Below are 21,516 nucleotides of genomic sequence, written 5' to 3'. Positions count from 1 at the left end.
ATTATGGATAATGAAGTAGATATTTTTGCTCCAGTTACTGATCTAGGAAAAAGAGATGCCCTTGAATGCTGGAGATGGCTAGTTGGCAAAAAGGCCTCCATGTGTCTTCTGACCTCCATGGGGGATTTATTCTTCAAAAGGAAGGAAGGCCTACTGAACAAGGAACGTGTATATTTCCTAGATACTGGCACAGGAGAAATGGAACTTGCCGCTAAATCCTGGAGTACATTCCGAGAGATGATAGCAGCAATGAAAGATATTCCGGGCCACTGGTTTAAATATAGATTATTACTTGAGTTAGTGGACCAACCATTAACTCAAGGTTGTTGCTATTCACCAATCCGACCACCGATAATGGGCGGGGAGTACATTACAGAAAATTATCAATCTATATCTTGGGAAGTTCATTTGGATCTGCTTGGGCAGATATATGAACAGCTTAATGGCCTTCCCCCAGGAACACCAATAGCTAGTATAAGCTTAAAAATTGAAGAAGATTGAGAGGCCACCATTCAAAAGGGTTATCCCTAAATCCAGCATTTAAATCTATAATTTATGTCAGGACTTGTCCTTATGATAAGCATTGAGTTTTTGATTACCTCTTTTATCGTTGTGTTGATACCGGGAACGGGAGTTCTATATACAGTTGCTGCGGGGCTATTCAAGGGTAAAAGGGCAAGTATTTCTGCAGCGTTAGGTTGTACGCTAGGCACCATCCCCTCTATCCTTGCTTGCATCATGGGGCTGTCCGTAATCATTCATACCAGTGCATTAGCATTTCAGCTTGTAAAATATGCAGGGGTCGCGTACTTACTGTACTTAGCTTGGTCAATGCTTAAATCCAGCAGCTCCCTGACTCTAGAAGAAAATCAAAAGAAACAGAGTTTAACTTCAATTGCTTTCAAGGGATTTATGATTAATATCTTAAACCCAAAGCTAACCATCTTCTTCCTGGCATTCTTACCCCAGTTTATTCCCTCTCAAATACAGAACCCCGTAGATAGTATGCTGATACTTGGACTTGCCTTCATGGCTATAACCTTTCTGGTTTTCATTGTTTATGGCTTACTAGCAACAGTCATTCGAAATTATGTTATTCACTCAGAAAAAATTAGCATTATCATCCAACGAGTCTTTGCTGGCAGCTTCGCAGCTTTAGGACTCAAACTCGCCTTTACGAGCAGAGATTAACATGTCTTTAACTTGGGTTGTTATTGGTTCATTTCTCCAACTATCATTTTCCAGTTTTCTTTTTATGATGGCTGTATTTGCTGTAGGCGGCATTAATAATAGAAGAAACTTATCAAAGATCTCATCATTCATACTTGCGGCCTCCCTGTATTTCTTACCCTCATTAAGCGTACTTGCTACCGGCATTGTTATATACCAATACAACCTCGGAGGGGACGCCTCCTCTTATTGGTGGCACTTCATGCCTGTTGCGGCGGCGGCTTTATATATGATTTATATAAACGCACTATGGAAAAATAGCGCAACATGAAAAAAATCAATACGAGCTTCGTCCGTGAGTAAATGCCTACTTTTTGATAACGACGGCACCTTAGTCGATAGCGAACATCTCTCCAGTATTGGCTTAGCTATGATGTTCGAAAATTACGGAGTAAAACTAGATGCCGATGAATTGGTCATAAAATTCAGAGGTTGGAAACTGGCAAGCATTCTATCCCTATTAGAAGAAGAGAATAATATCAAACTGAAAAGCAATTTTGTTGCAGCTTATCGCGATATAGTCACAAAAATCTTTACCAGAGAGTTAAAACCTGTTGAAGGTGTAGCAGACGCTCTTGAGGCACTTGATGGTGAAAAAGCGGTAGTATCTAGCGGCCCCCTGCAAAAAATCAAGCATGCATTAGATATATGTGGGCTATATAAGTATTTCGGAAATAATTTATTCAGTTCATATGAAGTAGGCATATGGAAACCTGATCCAGGCATATACCTACATGCCGCAAAAAGTATGGGTTACCATCCTGAGAACTGCTCCGTTATAGATGATGGACCAGTGGGAGTTCAGGCTGGTATAGAAGCAGGCATGAAAACTTACTTTTTTAATCGTCTTAACGAGGAATCTAATACAGTTGGTGTAGTGTCCTTTCAAGCGATGAGAGAGTTACCAAAACTAATAGGTAACTAATCCTCCAAGAACACTATACCTTTAGTTTATTAACATCATTCATTCAAGCTTATGCTACAACCGGTCATCATGGGCGGCAGAGGAAAGATGATTCCCGACAAGCAATATCTATTTGGCTCTTTGTCCATGGAGGTACAAATTAGCCATTAATAATAGTGCAAAATACAGACAGAAAACCTATCATTCCATGCCTAACAGGATGTTGGTTTCACACGACACCTCTAGCACTAACCCTTATACCCATCCTCACAAAACCTACATCTGGCTACAGTAAGAATGTTCTCAAAGTTATTTAAAAAGAGTAAACCACGAGTCTATCTGGATAAAATGATTGTCGTCTCACAGAATGAATTTAGTAAGATTGGTGCTTGGGGGGGCTTTTAAGGGCGAAGATTTAGAGGCGGGCATTCGTCATAGGCTGGTAGAAATTTTCTCCTTACCACATATATCGAGTCGAATAGAACTTAAATCCAATGATTTAGCACTAGAGGTTGTAGTCTTAAAAGTAAGAGGGGGTGAGTTTGACACCGCATACTTTGGAGAATTTGGCGCAATGCCTGTATTCTGGCGGCCAAAGATTGAAGTCGCAGCTCGACTCTATTACGCCGACTCCAATAAAACACACTCCTCTTATAGGGCTCGAGAGAAAATGCCATGGAGAGAATATTTTTCAGGAGTATTCAGCCTAAGAGGGATGCTCAGACATAGGCCTGTTTTTGGAGCAAAAGAGCTAGAACCTATTCTCTATAGAGCATGTGAAAAGCTGCTTGCCAGTATGGTGAAGTCAGTATGAAATACTGTAGATTTAGGCAATCCGCTACTACTTACGGACTTATTTTTTCCTGCGATAGAGATATCACGGCCCTAAGACAGGATATTAAAGTAACCAGGACTTTTGAGAGTTGTCGAGAGGGTGATTTTTAAGTATAGCCAGATTTGCAGATAAGCTACTAGACTGAAGGGGCTTATCAACCCCATACCCTTCCAAACTTAATAATAATATTAAAAGACCCACTTGAACTGGCCTTGAAGTAACAATTAGGCACGGCTTGTGAAGGGTACTGCACTAAATCGTATACTTAACAATAACCTTAACTTTCTGGTGATTGTAATGCTCAAAATCAAAGAAGCCGCCGCTTTTATCCTAGTCGCGTCCCTGATGGGGTGCTCCTCAGATACTCCAGAGGATCCCAAGCCCACCACACCGGTCGGTTCAGACAAGGATGCCCACGGGTGTATAAACTCAGCCGGCTACCTTTGGTGTAGTAAAACTAAAGAAAGCGAACGACCGTGGGAACTTGCAGAGAAGGCTGGCTTTGCTAACACTCCCAGTAATTTTGATGAGTATTGCGGTAATAAATAGGGTCTCTGCCTCGCAGCCTCCTCCGACTATAGGAGAAAACGGTGGCAACTAAGGTCTTTGATACTCAAGACTAAAGAACAAAAGCTTCAGAAATAAAAAAGCCCGGCATAAGCCGGGCTTTTAGATGATGGCGGTGAGGGAGGGATTCGAACCCTCGATGCCTTGCGACATACACACTTTCCAGGCGTGCTCCTTCGACCACTCGGACACCTCACCAAATTGTCACCCTCTGCGAGGGCATTCCGCCTTAAAGCGGCCTCTCTTTCCAGCAAAACCCTTAAGTAAATCAATAGGATAGCTGTTATATCGTCAAGAGAGTGCGCACTTTACCCAAATGTCGAAGAAAATTCCAGTGGAATCTGGGGTGAATGTGTACTTACCTTTTTCTTAGTGCTCATGCTCAGCTACTAGCGGCTTCCCTGGGGGGCTACATAAACCATTGGAGGGCACCCTAAGTATCTCCTACACCACCGCCAAACTGCCAACTTTGTTTGGAAAAAGCTTTGCGCCCGTCCCTGTTAGGGTTTGTTTATTGCGTTATAGCTGATTGATACCAGCAGTGTAACTCTCACTTATATGACCGACGGCACAAACTTCCAACAAGCCACTCTAAATGAAAGAAAAAATAGGAAGCAGAGAAGGTTGTTGAATAAGAAGTTTTTACTCAGCAGGTACAAATTTCATTTAGATAATTTGCCTCAATAAGAGCCAAAATATAAATATGTATGAATTTAACCCTAAAAAGTAGACAGTGGAGCTGCAGGCAGAAGCAAGGAGAAGAGCTAACTCGCAGTTAAAATTCCCTCAAAACCAACTTAGCCCACAATTTAGACAGCAGGGATAATAGCAACAAAAATGAGGATCTATATAAAATACTACAGCAGAATGAGTAAAGAGGCCTTTGTGTACCCCCTTAAATCTAACAGCCCGTCAATTATAAACGCAGTAGTATTTGGCAAACCCTTCTAAGATGAGATCCCCCCTTAGCAAAGCCCAAAAATCTCTGGGCTGACGAGTAGAATCGCCAAAAAAGACATAGAGAAACCAATCGAAAGGCAGAAACAAAAAAGCCCGGCATAAGCCGGGCTTTTAGAAGATGGCGGTGAGGGAGGGATTCGAACCCTCGATGCCTTGCGACATACACACTTTCCAGGCGTGCTCCTTCGACCACTCGGACACCTCACCAAATTGTCACCCTTCGCGAGGGCTCTCCGCGTTGTAGCGGTCTCTCTCTTCAGCGAAATCTTCAAGGAAATCAGGAAGATAGCTGCCGTGTCGTCGAGAGAGCGCGCACTTTACCCAAATGTTCCTTGTTGTGCAAGCACTAATGCGAAAAAAGTCTCTCTGGCTGTTAAAACGGGGCATCATGAGGGAGCTCAGACTATCCGCTACAAGTCACCACGGCTATTTGCCCCCTCAAATGAGCCCCTCAGCTATCGCAGGTTTGGTGGCTAGACTCTGTGAGTCGTTTGACCCAGGCTCTATATTAGTCCGACCAGCATTAGTTTTCCGGCCTGCTCTGCCCCTCCAGTTCTCCAATATATGGGCTGTACAACTTATGTAACCCCTTGACTCAAAGGTGAATATAAGCCCGGCTTTATCTTAGGCCGATACCCACCCCCTTAAAGCAGCTATAGGAAAACTTGCCTTTTGCTGACACCCCCTTTTCCCTTCACCTGGTACAAGTCGCCCGGATTCCTGAGCTCAGATTGATCTAGGTTAATAATGTCGGAAAAGCACCCTGTCATAATCCTTGGCCTGCTGTAGAGTCAGTGGTCGCTATCTATATAAACCTTGATACGCAAAGCCCTAAGGTACCCTCCCTGCCTAAACTGCAAATCTGCCATGAAAATTGGGAGGTTCTGAGGCTGGAGGTGCGGTAATATCACTGGCAACAACAACGAGAAAAATATCACTTGCATGCACAGTTTTTTCGCATTCTGTTCCTCGGAAGAGTAAACTGCGCTGCTGGAGTCACGGCGTGGCTATACGGTGGATGGGGAAATCGGAGCCACCCTATCGCCAACGCGCAAGGTGTTCACTTTCTGCTCAAACGGACAAAGAACAACACAAATGCAGGACCAGCTTGAGGAGAGCACGGGGCGGAATGTTAACCCTCGCTACTCCACCTATTTTCGCACCCTGATTTTATTTGCCGCTGCCGGTACCCTGGCAAACGCGGTGAATTGGGATGCGCCATGGCAATCAGACAAGCTGGTTATTACCGGATCTGCTCTTTTTATCATTGCTTATACCGCTCTCGCCCAATTTATCCTCTACAAAACTGGCGATAAAAAAGCACTGAAAACTCGCCGCTGCCTCTCTTTCCTGGATACAGTGCTGATCGGCATCACCATATCCCTGGCAGACTTCAGCATGCTGCCCTCGCTACTGCTGGTTACCATGGTTCAGCTGAATGCCCTCACTGGGGGCGGCGGGGGTCGCGCTTGGTTTGAGCACAATACCGGCTTATTGGTTGGGGTCGTTATCGGGTACCTGATGCACGAGCCATCCCTACTGGTGAGCGCTGACCTCACTATCAGCACCGTAAGCCTGATCTGTATTCTGGCCTATTTATGCGCCTACGCATTCTTTACCCACCGCCAGATTGGCCAGCTTAAGGAAGCCAATCACTCCCTGATGGTTGAGCAGCGCGTTAGCAAGGTTCGCTCCTACAAGCTTTCCAAGTACTTGCCACAAAAGCTGTGGCGCTCTGTCACTACTGGGGATGAAGAAGCTCTGGTGACCCAGAGAAAGCTCCTCACCGTTTTCTTTTCTGACATCAAAGACTTCAGCCAGCTCACCGAGGAATTAGAGGCAGAGACCTTTACCCAGCTGCTCAATAATTACCTCTCTGAAATGGCACGCATCGCTGGGCAATACGGCGGCACTATCGATAAGTTTATCGGCGATGCGGTAATGGTTGTTTTTGGGGACGATGAGAGTAAAGGACCAAAGTCAGACGCTCTGCGCTGCGTAGCTATGGCCCTGGCGATGCGTAAACGCGTACGTGAAATGAAGCAGGAATGGTACAACAAAGGTATCTCGCGCCCTCTACAGGTTCGGATGGGTATTAATACCGGCTACTGTACTGTCGGCATTTTTGGTACCGCCAACTACCAGTCTTACACGGTGATGGGTACCCACGTTAACCTCGCTTCACGATTGGAAGGCGCCGCCCAGCCGGGAGAAATCCTGATTAGCCACGAGACCTGGGCCATGATCAAACACACAGTAATGTGCCGGGACAAAGGGCATATCACCGTAAAAGGTATTAGTACCCCGGTGAAGGTTTACCAGGTTACTGATCTGCGTAAGAACCTGGGTGGCCAGCAGAGTTACCTGGAGGAGCATGCCCCCGGATTCTCAATGCATTTAGACCTGGATAAAATCCGAAATTACGATAAAGAAAAGGTTTTACAGTCTCTGCAAAAAGCAGCATCCAACCTGAAGAGCAAAGTTATTATCTAATTTTATAAAAGGTGCATAAGCGTAAAACTCTACATAGTTGTATGCATACGCACCGCCAGGTTCCCCATAATCCAGACTGTACCCAACACAATAATCAAAAGAATTAAGCTAGAGAAAAGGATTAACGCCAGGTTATCCCTCCGGTCCCGTTGGGTCGTTACGTTCAAGAAATATTTTAATTGCACTACCAGTTGCGCAACCCCTAGTAACGCAACCAGAATCAAGACACTTTTATTATCCCTTCCGATCGTCAGCACTGCGGCAAAAGCCGCCAGAGTGAGCACAATAGACAGGATATAACCTGTGATATACAGCCGCAGGTGTTGTGCAAAAGTCGGTTCTTTAGCCATAGACCCAGCCACCGAAATAAACCACGGAAAAAATTCCGATCCAAATCAAATCGAGGAAATGCCAGAATAATGCCAGGCGCAGAAAGCGCAGCTTTACGACATCCCCCAATCCCATAGTGAAAACCTGAACGATCAAAACGATCATCCACAGACAGCCGAAAGTGACATGGAGACCGTGCAAGGGCACTAAGCCAAAAAAGGCTGACAGGTAACCACTGCGCTGTGGCACCCCTCCCTTCTCGGCCATCCCGGCAAAGTCGTAAAGTTCCAACGCCAGGAAACCCATGCCCAGCAACAGGGTTATCACCACCCAAAATAGAAAGGCAGCGCGACTGCGTTCATGCTTAACAATAACTGTCGCAATACCTGCAGTGAGGCTGCTGGTTAGAAGAAGCATCGTTTGGGCGAACAAGCTGCCGAAATCAAAAAGCTCTTTCGGGCCCGGCCCTCCGGCGGTAGCGCCCACCATGGTGATATAAATCGCAAATACCACCCCAAAGAAAATCAGGTCGCTCATCATGAAGACCCAGAAGCCAAAGATCACCATATCGGGATCTCTGTGGATGGCTTCGTGGGGATTGATACTGCCCGGGCTTTTCGGTGAAGAGACGGGATTCATTTAGATCTCCAGCTTCGCAAGGCCGACATTTCGCGGGGAATCTTCCAGGTCCCGGCTCACTGCCTCGCTCTTCTCGACCAAGGCCAACCAAGCTTCCGTATCCTTCTCTAACTGACTGGCAGGAATAATATATTCCGTTTCTTTGCGGAAGGTGGCCGCGATAACTGCAACCAAAATGGTTAATGCGGAGATCAGTGCAAGCCACCAGATGTACCAAACCAGGGCAAACATCAAAATTCCACTGACAACGCACAAAATAAATCCGAGAGGATTATTTTTAGGGAGCTCTATGTCTCGATAGACTTTAGGCCGCTTATAGGCTTCACCGTGCTCCTTAGCCTCAGTAAATGCATCCCGATCAGTAACCTTGGGTATTTCAACAAAGTTATAAGCCGGTACTGGAGCGGGAGAGTTCCACTCCAGGGAGCGACCATCCCAAGGATCACCTACAGGAACCTGGGTTTTCTTTCGGTCCCTGATACTTACGATAAATTGAATAACCAGCGAAATTAACGCCGCCAGAACAATCATTGCGCCGATAAAAGCAACGATCATGTACGGCTTGAATGTGAGATCGGCATAGCTGAATGATCGTCTTGGCATCCCCAATAAGCCGGCGCCATAGAGCGGGAAGAATGTCACCATAAATCCTGCAAACCAGAGATAGGCTGAGCGTTTACCCCATTTATCATTAAGGCGGAAACCAAATGCTTTGGGGAACCAGTAGTTGTACCCTGCCAAAATTCCAAACAACACGCCGGGTATCAGAACATTGTGGAAATGCGCCACCAAGAACAGTGTATTGTGCACTTGGAAATCGACAGTGGGGTTAGCCAGGATAACGCCGGAGAGGCCACCAATCACAAACAGGATTAAAAATCCGATAGCATAAACCATTGGAGTGGTAAAACGTATTCGACCGCGATACATGGTCGCCATCCAGTCGTAAACTTTCACTCCGGTCGGCACCGCGATCAGCATAGTCGCTATACCAAAGGCAATATTAATCGTCGGACTCTGCCCCATGGTAAAAAAGTGATGTAACCACACAGTAAAGGACAGGATCGCAATACACATGGTGGCAATCACCAGGGATTTATAGCCGTACAGGGTTTTTGCCGAATAGGTGGAAAAGACCTCGGAAAAAATACCATAGGCTGGCAGCACCAACAGATAGACCTCAGGGTGACCAAAGAGCCAAAATAAATTGGCATAGTTCATCATATTTCCACCGAGGTCATTGGTGAAGAAGTGGAAATCCAGGTAGCGATCCAAGCCCAACATTAAGGCGGCAACGCTGAGAGGTGGCATTGCGAAAATCATTAGAATGGAGGCACAGAGTACGGTCCAACAAAACAGTGGCATACGGAATAGGTGCATTCCTGGACCACGGCATTTATACACGGTGACGGTGAAATTAATCCCCGTTAATGTCGTCCCCGCCCCAGAAAATACGATCGCCCATATCCAGTAGTCAGGCCCAACCCCAGGGCTAAAATCCGCCCCCGTATAAGGCGGATAAGCCGACCAACCCCCAGTAGAAAACTGCCCCACCACCAGAGAGACCATCAACAAAATACCGGAGGAAACTGTCACCGCCAGGCTGATTTGATTAAGTACCGGGAAGGCCACATCACGGGCACCAATTTGCAGCGGCATAGCGAAATTAATAAGGCCCACCAAAAACGGAACTGCCACAAAAAACACCATTATGGTGCCGTGTGTACTGAACAACTGGGCAAAGTGATCTGCATAGAGGAAGCCTTCCGGTGCGGCGGCTTGCTGGGCACGCATTACCATCCCCTCCAGCAACCCTCGAACCAACATCACGATCGCAAAAGCGATATACATAATGCCGATTCTTTTGTGATCAGTGCTGGTCAACCAATCCCGCCAGAGTGTTCCCCAGACTTTAAACCAGGTCAATAAAAACAGGATTCCCACTGTTGCCAGTATTACTATCGAGCCCGCCACACTGGCAACGGCCTCACTGACTGAGGGCCGCTCAAGAAACCCGCTAAATACCAGAGAATCCCAATTGAGCTTACCCAGCCAACCGTAATCCAAATTGTTCATGGCTGCGCTCCCTCGGCATCATCCTCGCCTCGGCCGAATTTTCGGGTGCCGGGCTGCTCTTCTATGCTCAGCGGTTTACCGGAGTGATAACGCATTACTATTTCGTGAAAAAGGTCTGTGCCCGGCAAGTTAAAATACAGTGTATTTTCTGGCATCTTGCTATTTCCCAAGACTTTGTATGCTTGTTTTTTGGTATTTCGCTGTGCCAGGCGGTTATAATTTTCTGGACTCAGGACAATCCCACCCGTCCGTACTTGCTTTACCCAGGCTTCAAATTCCTCATCAGTCACAACCTTGACTGCAAAATTCTGGTCGACAAAACCATTGCCGGTATATTGGGTATTCTCCCCTCTGGTGTCGCCGGTTTTTGTACCGATAAAATTGAGCTTTGTCGTCATACCCGGCATCACATAAATCTGCCCAGCCAGTGCAGAAATAAAGAACGACTGCATTACCGTGTCGCTGGTCAATATCATTGAGACTGGAGTGTGTACTGGTACAACCAATTCACCGACTGTTGCAATATCCAGCTCCGGATAGATAAATAACCACTTCCAGTCGAGCCCCACCACCTGCACTTTTACCGGGGGGACAACGCCCTGTATTTCCTTGTAGGGATCGAGCCGTGCCGTTGCACGCCAGAGCATCACTGACAAAACAATTATGACCAGGAATGGCACACCCCACATAATCACTTCGAGCGGACCATAGGTTTCCCATTTGGGCGCATAGAATCCGTGACCTTTTTTCTTCGGTATTTAAAGAGGATTACTGGCACCAGGATAAATACCGGGAGAACAGCGACCATGGTGAGTGCCATAGCCCAAAAGAAGTGCACTTTCTGCTCCTCTGCCACTGGTCCCAACGGCATTAGAAAAGTTTCAGAAGCACTGGCTGAATAGGGGATTAATAAAATTGAGAGAAAAATTGGCAGAATAAATAATAATCGTGGAGCGTGCACATCAACACATCTCCAGTACCTTAGACACGCACGCCAAAAAACCACAGGGGCTTTTAGATTCCAATCCATGGTAAAGCCTACCGCCAAAAGTAGTTAGCCGGCATCTATTCCTGCTAACGCTTTGAATTCCCTTTCGAACCATTGAACGCGCACTCTTTGATAGGCCCATCAACGGTTTGTCTCACCAGAATAGCTGAATACAACAGTTTTATTGGCCTGGAGAAAGGTTCGATAAAAATCACGATAAATTAGCGACTATAAAACGCCATTGCCAGACATAGTGCGAATCATCACCTCTACAAACTCGCGTAAATCTCTCTCATTGGGATGGCGCAGCTCCTCCCCTGAATATTTGTATAAAAAAGTATCCGACTGAACCGACCAATAAACTTCGTCACTAGGCGCCGAATATAAACGTGTCTCCACAACAGCAACCTGGGAGTTGCGGATATTCGGGTTGATCCGTTTTAATGCCAACAATTGGGTAACCAATAAAGTGTCAAATCCCCTCTCCCGGAGCAAGGGTGCAATCTCCCCCATTGAGGGAACACCAGTTATTGCCCCCAGAGCACTCCAGGAATGCGCATCAATACCCGTATCCTGCAGTTGCATGACCCACTCCCTTTCTACCTGCCCACCGACTATCGGCCTCGGTACCAGGGTATATGCGAGTACCAGGGTTTTTCCTAAGCTTTGAATACCAATATATGGGGACTGCCATACCCGCGTAACCACGGTACTGGCTGAAGTCCATCCGAGTAGAAGAGAAATCAATGAAAGGCTGCATAGCAACCTAATAATTCGAGCTTGAAATACCTTCCCTCTTTTGACTCGCATATACCTGAACACCTCTTTTAAATACATTGCTGTTTTTCAAAACGTCATTCGGGTCGTAAATTGTGTCCGCACCAGAGACCCCCTGTCACCATTCTTGTCTTTGCGAGCGCCGTAGAGCACCTCGATTCCAGTCAGCCAACGGGGAAAGGGTAACCAAACAATATTGATACTGCGGTATTGGGTTGTTTTGTAGGAATCACCGGGTTGGAAATCCAAATTTTCCTGTCTCACCCTGCCATAGGTCGCGACGGTATACAGGCAAGGAGTCCACCAGTGCTGGTACCCCAGATACCAGGCTGTAGTGTTTAGTGCCTCTACGGAGTTATCAAAAAAATCATAAGCTGCATCTGGTGGCGCGTCATTAAGTAGACCGCTATATCCCGCACCGAGGGACAAAGAGTAATAAAGAACATCCTTGGAAAGTACGCCGGGCATATTGAAAGTGCCGCTTAAATTTAATCCCCAGCCGGTAGTTGATACGGCTGAATCCGGATCGCCACTCGCGCGCAAATCCCTTAATACCAAACCCGCTTGTACCTGGGACCTAGGCAAGTCCGACTCCAGCGCAAATACCGCATCGGGCCAGCGGGCAACCTCGGTTGCATCCTCGAATATTTGTGAGTCCGGCGCTTCAATAGCCACCTTAAAGTAATACTGTGGCCCGTACCTCTTAATCCATCGGACCATTGAATGGCGCAAGCCAAATGCCGAATTAGGCCCCTGGAAATCCAGGGTATTGGGGACCGCTTCCAAGTTCGCAAATGTTGACCACTGCTGCCCCACAAGAATACTGCCCCCCATAGCGCATTGCTCACTTCTCCATAAGCTTTGCGCATACGGGGATTGGGAGTGGTAACACTGGAGTCCTGCAGGAAGTCCATCGAAATCAGGGTTTTAAATTCACGTCCCTCCCAGTGCTGCAGGGTCTCAAATACCAACCTGGAGGTTTGCACGGTAAATTCTGTCTGCCCGTCTGCTCCCTCTGCAGCCGTTTTGTCGAAAGTCACAATATCGGCAGGTACAAATTGTGCGGGGCTGATGATCGCGTCGGTATCATAATTGACATCCAAGTCCGCAAAGCCACTGATCTTCGCTTTCATCGTATTTCCCAACAAAGGAATGGAGCCAGGCCACTCCGTTGTCGCATTGGCAATCACATCTTCGATATCACTGGGGTCAGGTACCGCCTGATCAGACTGGGCCCGCGGCGGAGGCAGCGAACCAGGTGGAACTTCCTGGCGTATTTCCTCAATCTGTCGCTGTAAATCATTCATGTCCTCCTTGCTCACCGGTGCTTCAACGGGCTGTACAGGAGTTACTTCCAGAGACGGTCGGGATGGTGGTGCCCGTTGCATTTGCTCAATTTGCCGACGCAGGACTTCGAGGTCTGCCTGTTGTTTCTGAATCTGAGCCTGCTGCTCTTCCAGCTGCTGTTGCTGGGCCTCAATCACCCGTATCAGATCATCAGCTTTAACATAAACTTCTGCAGTGGAGGATTGGGAAAAAAGAAGTGGGGCAAAACCGATTACTACGGCAGGAATTACTGGGGACTGGGTATTAATCTCCATCTGTCAGCCTCAACTCCACCTCCTGTGGGGCGGCCAACACAACTACACTGTCGGTTTCCCCGGCCTATCTGGAAAGCGTAGCTTAAGAGTCCGCAGCGCCAACCCAGGCCGGCACCAAGCAAAGATTGAAATTGAAGGACCGTACCACCGGGGACTCCGGTGGCACTTAAGAAAGGAAATTACTGACGGGCAAAACGCGAAGGCATACGTTTCTCAATGCGAGTCGATCTCAGCGGATTAATATCCAAGCCGCCACGGCGGGTATAGCGGGCACATACAGTTAACTCGGTAAATTCCGCCAGCTGTTGCAAGTCGCAAAAGATACGCTCGACACAGTGCTCGTGAAAATCCTGGTGTTCGCGGAAGGAGACAATATAAGCCAACAGTGCCTCTCGCTTTAGTGCCGGTCCTTTATAGTCCACAACCACTGTCGCCCAATCTGGTTGTCCCGTTACCGGACAATTACTGCGCAGCAAGTGGCTATAAAGAACCTCACTCACATCTTCCTCACCGCCTTCGAGGGCGAGGAGTGCGGGGTCCGGTTCGTAATTATTCACTTCTATATCGAGATGATCCAGACAGTAGCCCTCTGGCTTCTCAACTGCCAGCGCTGCATCTTCCACATCCATCAGGGTAACGCCGACATTTGCCCCCGCCGCTGCAGAGAGATCCCGCACCAGGGCATCCTGTACCAATCTCCAGGATTCAAACTTGCTCTGGTTGAAAGAGTTTAAATACAACTTGAAGGATTTTGACTCCACCATGCAGGGGCTTTCCGCAGGAAAACTAAAACGAGCCACCGCCACCTGTGGTTTGCCCCTGGGGTTCAGCCAGGAAAGCTCAAAACCCCACCATTCGTCCTCTCCAAAGAAAGGCATTGCGCCGGCAGAAAGCCCCAACTGGGCTCGGGATACTGAGCGCTGAATTGGATGGAGCAACTCGGGGTTGTAAGTGGATTCGTAGGTGGTCTCCTGCCCCAGGGGGAGGTTTTGCCAGTCTTCTCTTGTCATAAATTTCTCAATGTCTCAGTCGCTTACCGTGGCTCATCAGATAAATGGCCCAGGATGCCAAAAGCGTAATAAATACCAGGACGCCAAAAAATGCCCCGGCAACATTAATATCGGAAACACCCAAAATGCCGTAACGGAAGGAGTTCACCATATAAAGAATGGGGTTCAATTTCGACAACCCCTGCCAAAAAGGCGACAGCAGGTCGATAGAGTAAAACACGCCTCCCAGGTATGTGAGGGGAGTTAATACAAAGGTCGGAATAATAGAGATAGCATCAAAACTATTGGCAAAAATAGCATTGATAAACCCAGCCAGGGAAAACAGCACCGCCGTCAAAAATACAATCGCTACCGTGACAAAGATGTGCTCTACCGTCAGTGAGGTAAAAAACATCGCTACGAGAGTCACTATCAACCCCACCATTAATCCCCGTGACACGCCACCGAGTACATAGCCCGCCATAATCACCCAATTCGGCGTTGGCGAGACCAGAAGCTCCTCCACACTGCGCTGAAATTTAGCGCTGTAAAAAGACGAAACTACGTTGGCGTAGGAGTTGGTAATCACCGACATCATGATCAAACCCGGCACAACAAACTCGATATACGGATAGCCCCCCATATCACCAATTCGCCGACCAATCAGGGAGCCAAAGATCACAAAGTACAGTGACATAGTGATTACCGGCGGCACCAGGGTCTGCGGCCATATACGCATAAAGCGCCGGACTTCCCGACGGTAAATAGTGCTGAATGATATCCAGATTAATCTGCCCTTCACTCTTCTAGCCCCGACATTTTTTCTTCCGACAACATGGACAGGAACAACTCCTCCAAGCGATTGGCGCGATTGCGCATACTGGTGACTGTGATGCCCTGCCGCTGCAATGACGCAAATACCTCGGTCAGAGATTGTCCCTTTTCAATAGTGACTTCCAGTGAGTGATTGTCCCGCAAACGCCCTTCATAACCGGACAAGTCCGGGCACTCAGTGAGAAATTCTGCGCAATCCAGGATAAAGGTTTCCCGGTTCAGGGTTTTCAGCAGTGACTTTATCGAAGTATTCTCGACAATAGCGCCCTTGTCGATAATCGCTATATTGCGACAGAGGCTCTCGGCTTCCTCCAGATAGTGGGTGGTGAGAATAATTGTGGTGCCCTGCTGGTTTATTTTTTCCAGGAAACTCCACATGGAACGCCGCAGTTCTATATCCACTCCGGCTGTGGGTTCATCCAGAATCAGTAATTTCGGCTCGTGAATCAGCGCGCGGGCAATCATCAATCTGCGTTTCATACCACCGGAGAGCATGCGCGCCTGGGTAGCGCGCTTATCCCACAGGCCCAACTGCTTCAGGTATTTCTCAGTGCGTTCTTCAGCCAGTTTGCGCGGCATACCGTAAAAACCGCCCTGGGTAACGACAATGTCGAACACTTTCTCAAACTGGCTGAAGTTAAATTCTTGTGGCACAACACCTAACAGGCGCTTGGCCGCAGCAAAATCGACATCGATATCCTCACCAAAAATCGACACTGAACCACCGCTTTTGCGCACCAGGGAACAGATGATACCGATGGTGGTGGACTTCCCCGCCCCATTGGGACCCAGCAGCGCAAAGAAGTCTCCCGGCTGCACGTCAAAACTGATGCCTTTCAGGGCCTGGAAACCATTGTCGTAGGTTTTCTGTAAGTTATGGATCGATAGCGCAGCGCTCATCTTGCACTCCTATAGTGGGGAGCGTTATTCAACGCGCTTGCCCGAATAATTTCAACCTGAGGGGAGCTAGGGTTTTTCATACACGTCACTTGGTGGGATGAACCGGAACTTGCAGGAGTCCCGGGCAAAAGTAACCGTGCAGAAGATAAGAATTACTATATCGGAAAAACAAAAAGCCGCTCGATTGAGCGGCTTTTTATTTTTGGAGCGGGAAACCGGGTTCGAACCGGCGACCTCAACCTTGGCAAGGTTGCGCTCTACCAACTGAGCTATTCCCGCAATTGACCTGGTAGCATTGCTACCGGGTCGTATTGGCATCCCCAAGGGGAGTCGAACCCCTGTTACCGCCGTGAAAGGGCGGTGTCCTAGGCCTCTAGACGATGGGGACAGAAACTTGCACTTCGACCTTTCGATCCGGTGCTGCCATGCTGTCCATGGCAATGCCACTGATTTCTCGGTGGCGTGCTTTCCGAGTTGACTAGAGATCATCTCGCAAAGCAGAAAATTGGAGCGGGAAACCGGGTTCGAACCGGCGACCTCAACCTTGGCAAGGTTGCGCTCTACCAACTGAGCTATTCCCGCAATTGACCCGGTAGCATTGCTACCGGGTCGTATTGGCATCCCCAAGGGGAGTCGAACCCCTGTTACCGCCGTGAAAGGGCGGTGTCCTAGGCCTCTAGACGATGGGGACAGAAACTTGCACTTCGACCTTTCGATCCGGTGCTGCCATGCTGTCCATGGCAATGCCACTGATTTCTCGGTGGCGTGCTTTCCAAGTTGACTAGAGATCATCTCGCAAAGCAGAAAATTGGAGCGGGAAACCGGGTTCGAACCGGCGACCTCAACCTTGGCAAGGTTGCGCTCTACCAACTGAGCTATTCCCGCAATTGACCTGGTAGCATTGCTACCGGGTCGTATTGGCATCCCCAAGGGGAGTCGAACCCCTGTTACCGCCGTGAAAGGGCGGTGTCCTAGGCCTCTAGACGATGGGGACAGAAACTTGCACTTCGACCTTTCGATCCGGTGCTGCCATGCTGTCCATGGCAATACCACTGATTTCTCGGTGGCGTGCTTTCCGAGTTGACTAGAGATCATCTCGCAAAGCGGAAAATTGGAGCGGGAAACCGGGTTCGAACCGGCGACCTCAACCTTGGCAAGGTTGCGCTCTACCAACTGAGCTATTCCCGCGTGGCATCCCCAAGGGGAGTCGAACCCCTGTTACCGCCGTGAAAGGGCGGTGTCCTAGGCCTCTAGACGATGGGGACCCAGAAACCTTCTGTCGTTTCGCTCCACCTTTGAGTGTAGCCCTGCGTCAGAAGTGGGGCGCATTCTATGGATCACCGCTAAACCTGTCAACACTCTTTTTGATTTTTTTCTTTTGTTGTCAGACACTTACAAAACCCAGCCATTTCTGGAGTGCATTCTAGTACCGCTCTGTGCCGGTTCCCTCGAGCACCAGTGCGTGCAGGTGCAACTCTTCCAGAAATTGGCGGATACGCTTCGCATTGGTACCCAAGTCACTGACCCCGACTCGGGAGCTGGAACGCACATCGACTTTGGAGCCACCACCCACGTCAGCGCTGACCCGTACAACGATATCGTCCGTAAAACCGAGGATCGGTGTTTTCGCTACAGCCTCCAGGTGGCCCCGCTGAGGCTCATAGGAAACCACTTTCCAGCCCAGGTCTTCGGCCACTTCAGCAGCGATCTCAGTGGTACGAGCTATCGGGAAGTCCACGTGCAACGGCATTATATCGGCATATATATCCGCCTCCCGCTGCAATTCGGCCACCTTCTCTCCACCGTATTCGGCACTGTTATCGCCTTTCTGGCGCAACTTCAATACCTCTTGATACTGGGGGGGATTGCGGGTATCGGTACTGATGTCGTGAATTCTTGGCACATCGAAGTTGCCCTTGCCTACGGTTACCAGAGGTATTGCCACCGGCAGCAGTCCGAGCAACGCCGCCCACAGAGCATTGCTGCGCACCAACGGCTTGCTCTTGCTCACTCCCCAGACAAAAACAAACAGGCTCAGTAATGCAATTGCCAAGGCTGCACCGCCAGAAAACACAAATATTTTGAAAACCACAGAGAAGTGCAGCAACCCGTAACGCAAGGCGGCAGCCGCAAGGACGATCAGCAGTAACAGAATCCACTGCACCCGCAATAGCCAATTACTCCAGTGTGATTCCGTCACTCAGTGTCATCCTCCGTTTCATCACTGCCCTGGTCCAGCTTCACCGATAGAGAGTTCACACAGTAGCGAAGTCCCGTATCGGTGGGGCCATCGTCGAATACATGGCCGAGATGGGCATCGCACTTACTGCAGCGAATCTCTACACGCTGCATACCGTAGCTGCTGTCAGGCAGCTCCTTCACCGCACCTTCATAATGCTCTGCATCAAAGCTGGGCCAACCACAACCGCCCTCAAATTTTGACTGCGAGCCGAATAAAACCTCGCCACAGCAACGACAACGATAGACGCCATCGTCAAAAACATCCCAATATTCGCCGCTAAACGGCGCCTCTGTCCCACCTTCCCGGCAGACCTCAAACTCCTCATCTGTAAGCTTATCCCGCCAGTAGTTCTCATCCATCTGTTTTGACATACTCTAGTGTTTCCGTAATCAATTGGGGTTTCCGTTCAGGCGCCGCCTTGTCGCAATGCCTATATGTATCGGTTCCCGGTTTCCCGCAGGAGTGGTACCTACCGCTGGTGGACATTACCCGGTTTTCGCGCACTGAACTCGCGGCCCTGGGCCGCTCCTGCTCTGCAATAGAGCTTCCAGGTCACCATGAAGGACATCAATAAATCAGAAAAACTGCACGGCGTCTGCTACGAAATTCGCGGCCCCGTGATGGAGCAGGCCCAGCGCATGGAAGAGGAAGGCCACCGCATCCTCAAGCTGAATATTGGCAACCCTGCCCCCTTCGGTTTTAACGCCCCCGACGAGATTATCCAAGACGTCATTCACAATCTCTCTGAGGCGCAGGGCTACGTCGAGTCCAAAGGGCTCTTCGCTGCGCGCAAGGCCATTATGCAAGAGTGCCAGACCCTGGGTATCCCGGGCGTCGAGATTAACGATATTTACCTGGGCAACGGCGTCTCCGAATTAATCTCCATGAGCACCCAAGCCCTTCTCAACAATGGCGACGAAATGCTGTTGCCAATGCCCAACTACCCCCTGTGGATGGCCGCCACCAACCTCACCGGCGCCAAGCCGGTTCTCTATCGCTGCGACGAGGAGTCCGGATGGCTGCCCGATATTGAGGATATCAAAGCAAAAATCACCTCAAAAACCCGGGGCATAGTAGTTATCAATCCCAATAACCCCACTGGTGCCGTTTATCCCCGGGAACTACTGGAGGATATTGTCGAGGTTGCCCGCAGTCACAACCTGGTGATCTTCGCCGATGAGATTTATAGCAAGATTCTCTACGACGATGCGGAATTTACCCCGATGGCCAAACTGGCCCCGGACGTGCTCTGCCTGAGTTTTAACGGCCTGTCCAAGTCCTACCGCCTGGCCGGCTTCCGCTCTGGCTGGATGGTTATCAGCGGCACTAAACACCGAGCCAAGGGTTTTATCCAAGGGATGGAAATACTCGCTTCCATGCGCCTGTGCGGCAATGTACCCGCCATGTTCGCAGTACAAACCGCTCTCGGTGGCTACCAGAGTATTAACGATTTGGTCCTGCCCGGCGGGCGCCTGCGCCAACAGCGAGATATGGCCCACCGCATGCTCAATGACATTCCCGGTGTGAGCTGTGTCAAACCTAGCGGTGCTATCTACTTGTTTCCCAAGCTGCATCTGGATCATCATAAGATCGAAAATGACGAGCAGCTGGTGCTGGATTTCCTGCGCCAGGAAAAAATACTACTGGCTCAAGGCAGTGCCTTCCACTGGGATGCACCGGACCACCTGCGCATTGTCTTCCTGCCCCGTGCCGACGACTTATCGCATGCGATGGAACGCCTGGGCGACTTTTTGGAGCGATATTCCTGCTGATGCTGGACGATTTACATATTCACGATTTTTACCGGGATGCCGGCAGGGTACTGCTGGCCATGTTTAATCAATTCCCGGTACCGGCAACCGTTTACGTGGAAGATATTTCCGGCCCCGACTCACCGGATGAGTACGGGCTGCACTCCCCCCGCCATTTAGCCTGCCTGGGGTCCATGACCTGGCTTAAGCAGAGTGGCTATATCAACTTTTCCCAGCTAGTGCGCCAGGAGGCGATGGAGGATGCAGTATTAACCCACAAGGGTTTCCTGCTAATGATTAATGCCGGAGCTGAGTCCGGGCAGAGCAACGCCCAGTTGCTCAACAGCGCTGTGCGCGAGGGATCATCAGGCCAGTTGCAGGCGCTGATGGAGCGCTTGATGCGGGAGTTTGCCGCGCTGTAAGAGGCTCCTTAATGCGCGGCATTGGCAATCGCCATTACCGGGATTGGCGACGATATTTAACGTGCAGCATTTTTAAGGCAGCATCCGGGTCCCGATCAGGGAAATCCGGGTTCTGCTCCAACCGCGCTACAACTTCATAACCGCTGTCAGATCCGAGGATTAACTCCCTAAACTGGGCTTCGCTGTGCCGGGGCGAGTTGATCACCATCAGAAGATCCGCCTCAGCGGCGAGACAAGCGGGCAGCTGCCTCAGCAACTTTTCATAATTCTGGCTGACATCGAAGCGACCTTTTTGTCGCGTCGGCGGGTCGACAATGCCCAGGTCAAAGGGGCCGCGACGGTCGAAGCGCTTGAATTGACGCAGTGCATCGAATTGCAGGAACTGAACCCCTTTGAGCGACAGCCCATTAACCTCGTGATTTTCCCGTCCGCGATTTAAAACACCGCGATTGACATCCACATTTACAATATCGATATCACCTGCCGCTCGCGCGACCGCAGAAAAGGCACAGGTGAAAGCGAAAAGATTGAGCATTTTTGCCGACGTCTGCCCAGCTCTTGCACGCACCTGCTCTTCAAGCCAGGCCCTGCCCGGCTCAATATCCAGGAAGAAACCCACATTTTGTCGATCAAACGTGAGGGGGAATTTAAGGTTTCCACGCTGCGCGACCGGGTCTGTTACCGGCTCTCCAAAGTGCCACTGTAAAGGTGCCCCAGGGAGATAGCGTCGCTGTGCAGCAACTCCTTGATAACCTCGCGCCTCAGCCATTTGCCAGAGTTTTTCACACAGCTCTACTTCACCTTCATATTTTTCAAAAAAAGTTACTAACAAAGCGGGGAAAAAGCTGTCGACGCAGACCTGCTCCAACCCCTCATAGCTGCGACCCCGGCCGTGAAAAAAACGGCGGCTGTCGCCAACATTTTGTCCTAGTTTATTTTCTACCTGCTCCAGCAGTAACTGCCAATCTGCACTCATCG

21 protein-coding genes and 10 tRNA genes are annotated in these 21,516 nt (G+C 49.3%); 9 read left to right on the top strand and 22 right to left on the bottom strand.

Going from position 1 to position 21,516, the window contains the following annotated elements:
• The first annotated feature begins 3 nt into the window (after positions 1 to 3).
• From QT397_11175 to QT397_11150, 6 genes are all read left to right on the top strand, one after another.
• Positions 4 to 501 carry a DUF1851 domain-containing protein gene (locus QT397_11175; protein ID WNZ57866.1) on the top strand — a complete coding sequence of 166 codons (498 nt, stop codon included), beginning with the start codon at positions 4 to 6 and terminating at the stop codon, positions 499 to 501.
• 72 nt (positions 502 to 573) lie between these two features.
• Positions 574 to 1,191 carry a LysE family translocator gene (locus QT397_11170; protein ID WNZ57865.1) on the top strand — a complete coding sequence of 206 codons (618 nt, stop codon included), beginning with the start codon at positions 574 to 576 and terminating at the stop codon, positions 1,189 to 1,191.
• A 1-nt stretch (position 1,192) separates the two neighbouring features.
• Entirely contained in the window at positions 1,193 to 1,501 is a 309-nt protein-coding gene (locus tag QT397_11165; protein ID WNZ57864.1) for a hypothetical protein, read from the top strand.
• A gap of 24 nt (positions 1,502 to 1,525) precedes the next feature.
• Positions 1,526 to 2,155, top strand: a complete 630-nt coding sequence (locus QT397_11160) for an HAD-IA family hydrolase (GenBank protein ID WNZ57863.1) — start codon at positions 1,526 to 1,528, stop codon at positions 2,153 to 2,155.
• Positions 2,156 to 2,501: 346 nt separating this feature from the next.
• Positions 2,502 to 2,948, top strand: a complete 447-nt coding sequence (locus QT397_11155) for a hypothetical protein (protein ID WNZ57862.1) — start codon at positions 2,502 to 2,504, stop codon at positions 2,946 to 2,948.
• 318 nt (positions 2,949 to 3,266) lie between these two features.
• Entirely contained in the window at positions 3,267 to 3,518 is a 252-nt protein-coding gene (locus tag QT397_11150) for a hypothetical protein (GenBank protein WNZ57861.1), read from the top strand.
• 128 nt (positions 3,519 to 3,646) lie between these two features.
• Here QT397_11150 and QT397_11145 read toward each other — a convergent pair.
• Together QT397_11145 and QT397_11140 are read right to left on the bottom strand one after the other, a co-directional pair.
• Positions 3,647 to 3,734 (bottom strand) — tRNA-Ser (locus QT397_11145).
• A gap of 881 nt (positions 3,735 to 4,615) precedes the next feature.
• Positions 4,616 to 4,703: transfer RNA gene (locus tag QT397_11140), tRNA-Ser, on the bottom strand.
• A gap of 888 nt (positions 4,704 to 5,591) precedes the next feature.
• Between QT397_11140 and QT397_11135 the strand changes: the two genes are divergently transcribed.
• Positions 5,592 to 6,989 (top strand): adenylate/guanylate cyclase domain-containing protein, encoded by a 1,398-nt coding sequence (locus QT397_11135; GenBank protein WNZ57860.1) that lies wholly within the window; start codon positions 5,592 to 5,594, stop codon positions 6,987 to 6,989.
• 29 nt (positions 6,990 to 7,018) lie between these two features.
• Here QT397_11135 and cyoD read toward each other — a convergent pair whose 3' ends face one another.
• From cyoD to msrB, 19 genes are all read right to left on the bottom strand, one after another.
• Positions 7,019 to 7,339 carry a cytochrome o ubiquinol oxidase subunit IV gene (gene cyoD, locus QT397_11130; GenBank protein ID WNZ57859.1) on the bottom strand — a complete coding sequence of 107 codons (321 nt, stop codon included), beginning with the start codon at positions 7,337 to 7,339 and terminating at the stop codon, positions 7,019 to 7,021.
• Positions 7,332 to 7,958 (bottom strand): cytochrome c oxidase subunit 3, encoded by a 627-nt coding sequence (locus tag QT397_11125; GenBank protein WNZ57858.1) that lies wholly within the window; start codon positions 7,956 to 7,958, stop codon positions 7,332 to 7,334. Before QT397_11125 ends, cyoD begins: the two co-directional genes overlap by 8 nt.
• On the bottom strand, positions 7,959 to 10,034 hold the full coding sequence (locus tag QT397_11120; protein WNZ57857.1) for a cbb3-type cytochrome c oxidase subunit I: 2,076 nt from the start codon (positions 10,032 to 10,034) through the stop codon (positions 7,959 to 7,961).
• Positions 10,031 to 10,723, bottom strand: a complete 693-nt coding sequence (locus QT397_11115) for a hypothetical protein (GenBank protein WNZ57856.1) — start codon at positions 10,721 to 10,723, stop codon at positions 10,031 to 10,033. Before QT397_11115 ends, QT397_11120 begins: the two co-directional genes overlap by 4 nt.
• 527 nt (positions 10,724 to 11,250) lie before the next feature.
• Entirely contained in the window at positions 11,251 to 11,769 is a 519-nt protein-coding gene (locus QT397_11110; GenBank protein ID WNZ57855.1) for a hypothetical protein, read from the bottom strand.
• A 99-nt stretch (positions 11,770 to 11,868) separates the two neighbouring features.
• Positions 11,869 to 12,633: a DcaP family trimeric outer membrane transporter gene (locus tag QT397_11105; GenBank protein WNZ57854.1), complete on the bottom strand. Its 765-nt coding sequence runs from the start codon at positions 12,631 to 12,633 to the stop codon at positions 11,869 to 11,871.
• Between the two features lie 946 nt (positions 12,634 to 13,579).
• Positions 13,580 to 14,410, bottom strand: coding sequence for an NADPH-dependent 7-cyano-7-deazaguanine reductase QueF (queF, locus tag QT397_11100; protein ID WNZ57853.1), 831 nt, complete (start codon positions 14,408 to 14,410; stop codon positions 13,580 to 13,582).
• Between the two features lie 7 nt (positions 14,411 to 14,417).
• Entirely contained in the window at positions 14,418 to 15,191 is a 774-nt protein-coding gene (locus QT397_11095; protein ID WNZ57852.1) for an ABC transporter permease, read from the bottom strand.
• The gene (locus QT397_11090) at positions 15,188 to 16,123 is read right to left on the bottom strand and encodes an ABC transporter ATP-binding protein (GenBank protein ID WNZ57851.1); all 936 of its coding nucleotides are present in this window, start codon (positions 16,121 to 16,123) and stop codon (positions 15,188 to 15,190) included. The genes QT397_11095 and QT397_11090 overlap by 4 nt, the downstream gene beginning before the upstream one ends.
• Before the next feature lie 203 nt (positions 16,124 to 16,326).
• Positions 16,327 to 16,402 (bottom strand) — tRNA-Gly (locus QT397_11085).
• A 33-nt stretch (positions 16,403 to 16,435) separates the two neighbouring features.
• Positions 16,436 to 16,511, bottom strand: a tRNA-Glu gene (locus QT397_11080).
• A gap of 118 nt (positions 16,512 to 16,629) precedes the next feature.
• Positions 16,630 to 16,705: transfer RNA gene (locus tag QT397_11075), tRNA-Gly, on the bottom strand.
• 33 nt (positions 16,706 to 16,738) lie between these two features.
• A tRNA-Glu gene (locus QT397_11070) sits at positions 16,739 to 16,814 on the bottom strand.
• Positions 16,815 to 16,932: 118 nt separating this feature from the next.
• Positions 16,933 to 17,008, bottom strand: a tRNA-Gly gene (locus QT397_11065).
• 33 nt (positions 17,009 to 17,041) lie between these two features.
• Positions 17,042 to 17,117, bottom strand: a tRNA-Glu gene (locus QT397_11060).
• 118 nt (positions 17,118 to 17,235) lie between these two features.
• Positions 17,236 to 17,311 (bottom strand) — tRNA-Gly (locus tag QT397_11055).
• 1 nt (position 17,312) lies between these two features.
• Positions 17,313 to 17,388 (bottom strand) — tRNA-Glu (locus QT397_11050).
• 158 nt (positions 17,389 to 17,546) lie between these two features.
• Positions 17,547 to 18,323, bottom strand: coding sequence for a DUF1499 domain-containing protein (locus QT397_11045; protein WNZ57850.1), 777 nt, complete (start codon positions 18,321 to 18,323; stop codon positions 17,547 to 17,549).
• Complete coding sequence (msrB, locus tag QT397_11040) at positions 18,320 to 18,736, bottom strand: peptide-methionine (R)-S-oxide reductase MsrB (protein ID WNZ57849.1); 417 nt, start codon at positions 18,734 to 18,736, stop codon at positions 18,320 to 18,322. Before msrB ends, QT397_11045 begins: the two co-directional genes overlap by 4 nt.
• A gap of 186 nt (positions 18,737 to 18,922) precedes the next feature.
• Here msrB and QT397_11035 point away from each other — a divergent pair, with 186 nt between their 5' ends.
• Positions 18,923 to 20,137, top strand: a complete 1,215-nt coding sequence (locus QT397_11035; GenBank protein ID WNZ57848.1) for a pyridoxal phosphate-dependent aminotransferase — start codon at positions 18,923 to 18,925, stop codon at positions 20,135 to 20,137.
• Positions 20,137 to 20,538, top strand: coding sequence for a hypothetical protein (locus QT397_11030; GenBank protein WNZ57847.1), 402 nt, complete (start codon positions 20,137 to 20,139; stop codon positions 20,536 to 20,538). Before QT397_11035 ends, QT397_11030 begins: the two co-directional genes overlap by 1 nt.
• Positions 20,539 to 20,572: 34 nt before the next feature.
• Here QT397_11030 and QT397_11025 read toward each other — a convergent pair whose 3' ends face one another.
• Entirely contained in the window at positions 20,573 to 21,514 is a 942-nt protein-coding gene (locus QT397_11025) for a class I SAM-dependent methyltransferase (GenBank protein ID WNZ57846.1), read from the bottom strand.
• Positions 21,515 to 21,516: the final 2 nt, after the last annotated feature.

Source organism: Microbulbifer sp. MKSA007 (genome assembly GCA_032615215.1).
Lineage (GTDB): Bacteria > Pseudomonadota > Gammaproteobacteria > Pseudomonadales > Cellvibrionaceae > Microbulbifer.
The sequence above is the reverse complement of the archived record's forward strand: the minus strand, read 5'-3'. Positions and strand labels throughout refer to the sequence as shown.

Bases quoted from the DNA above. Each gene is read 5' to 3' on its own strand.
- QT397_11175 (WNZ57866.1), top strand. From the start codon at position 4: ATGGATAATGAAGTAGATATTTTTGCTCCAGTTACTGATCTAGGAAAA.
- QT397_11170 (WNZ57865.1), top strand. From the start codon at position 574: ATGATAAGCATTGAGTTTTTGATTACCTCTTTTATCGTTGTGTTGATA.
- QT397_11165 (WNZ57864.1), top strand. From the start codon at position 1,193: ATGTCTTTAACTTGGGTTGTTATTGGTTCATTTCTCCAACTATCATTT.
- QT397_11155 (WNZ57862.1), top strand. From the start codon at position 2,502: ATGAATTTAGTAAGATTGGTGCTTGGGGGGGCTTTTAAGGGCGAAGAT.
- QT397_11150 (WNZ57861.1), top strand. From the start codon at position 3,267: ATGCTCAAAATCAAAGAAGCCGCCGCTTTTATCCTAGTCGCGTCCCTG.
- QT397_11135 (WNZ57860.1), top strand. From the start codon at position 5,592: ATGCAGGACCAGCTTGAGGAGAGCACGGGGCGGAATGTTAACCCTCGC.
- cyoD (WNZ57859.1), bottom strand. From the start codon at position 7,339: ATGGCTAAAGAACCGACTTTTGCACAACACCTGCGGCTGTATATCACA.
- QT397_11125 (WNZ57858.1), bottom strand. From the start codon at position 7,958: ATGAATCCCGTCTCTTCACCGAAAAGCCCGGGCAGTATCAATCCCCAC.
- QT397_11120 (WNZ57857.1), bottom strand. From the start codon at position 10,034: ATGAACAATTTGGATTACGGTTGGCTGGGTAAGCTCAATTGGGATTCT.
- QT397_11115 (WNZ57856.1), bottom strand. From the start codon at position 10,723: ATGTGGGGTGTGCCATTCCTGGTCATAATTGTTTTGTCAGTGATGCTC.
- QT397_11105 (WNZ57854.1), bottom strand. From the start codon at position 12,633: ATGGGGGGCAGTATTCTTGTGGGGCAGCAGTGGTCAACATTTGCGAAC.
- queF (WNZ57853.1), bottom strand. From the start codon at position 14,410: ATGACAAGAGAAGACTGGCAAAACCTCCCCCTGGGGCAGGAGACCACC.
- QT397_11090 (WNZ57851.1), bottom strand. From the start codon at position 16,123: ATGAGCGCTGCGCTATCGATCCATAACTTACAGAAAACCTACGACAAT.
- msrB (WNZ57849.1), bottom strand. From the start codon at position 18,736: ATGTCAAAACAGATGGATGAGAACTACTGGCGGGATAAGCTTACAGAT.
- QT397_11035 (WNZ57848.1), top strand. From the start codon at position 18,923: ATGAAGGACATCAATAAATCAGAAAAACTGCACGGCGTCTGCTACGAA.
- QT397_11030 (WNZ57847.1), top strand. From the start codon at position 20,137: ATGCTGGACGATTTACATATTCACGATTTTTACCGGGATGCCGGCAGG.
- QT397_11025 (WNZ57846.1), bottom strand. From the start codon at position 21,514: ATGAGTGCAGATTGGCAGTTACTGCTGGAGCAGGTAGAAAATAAACTA.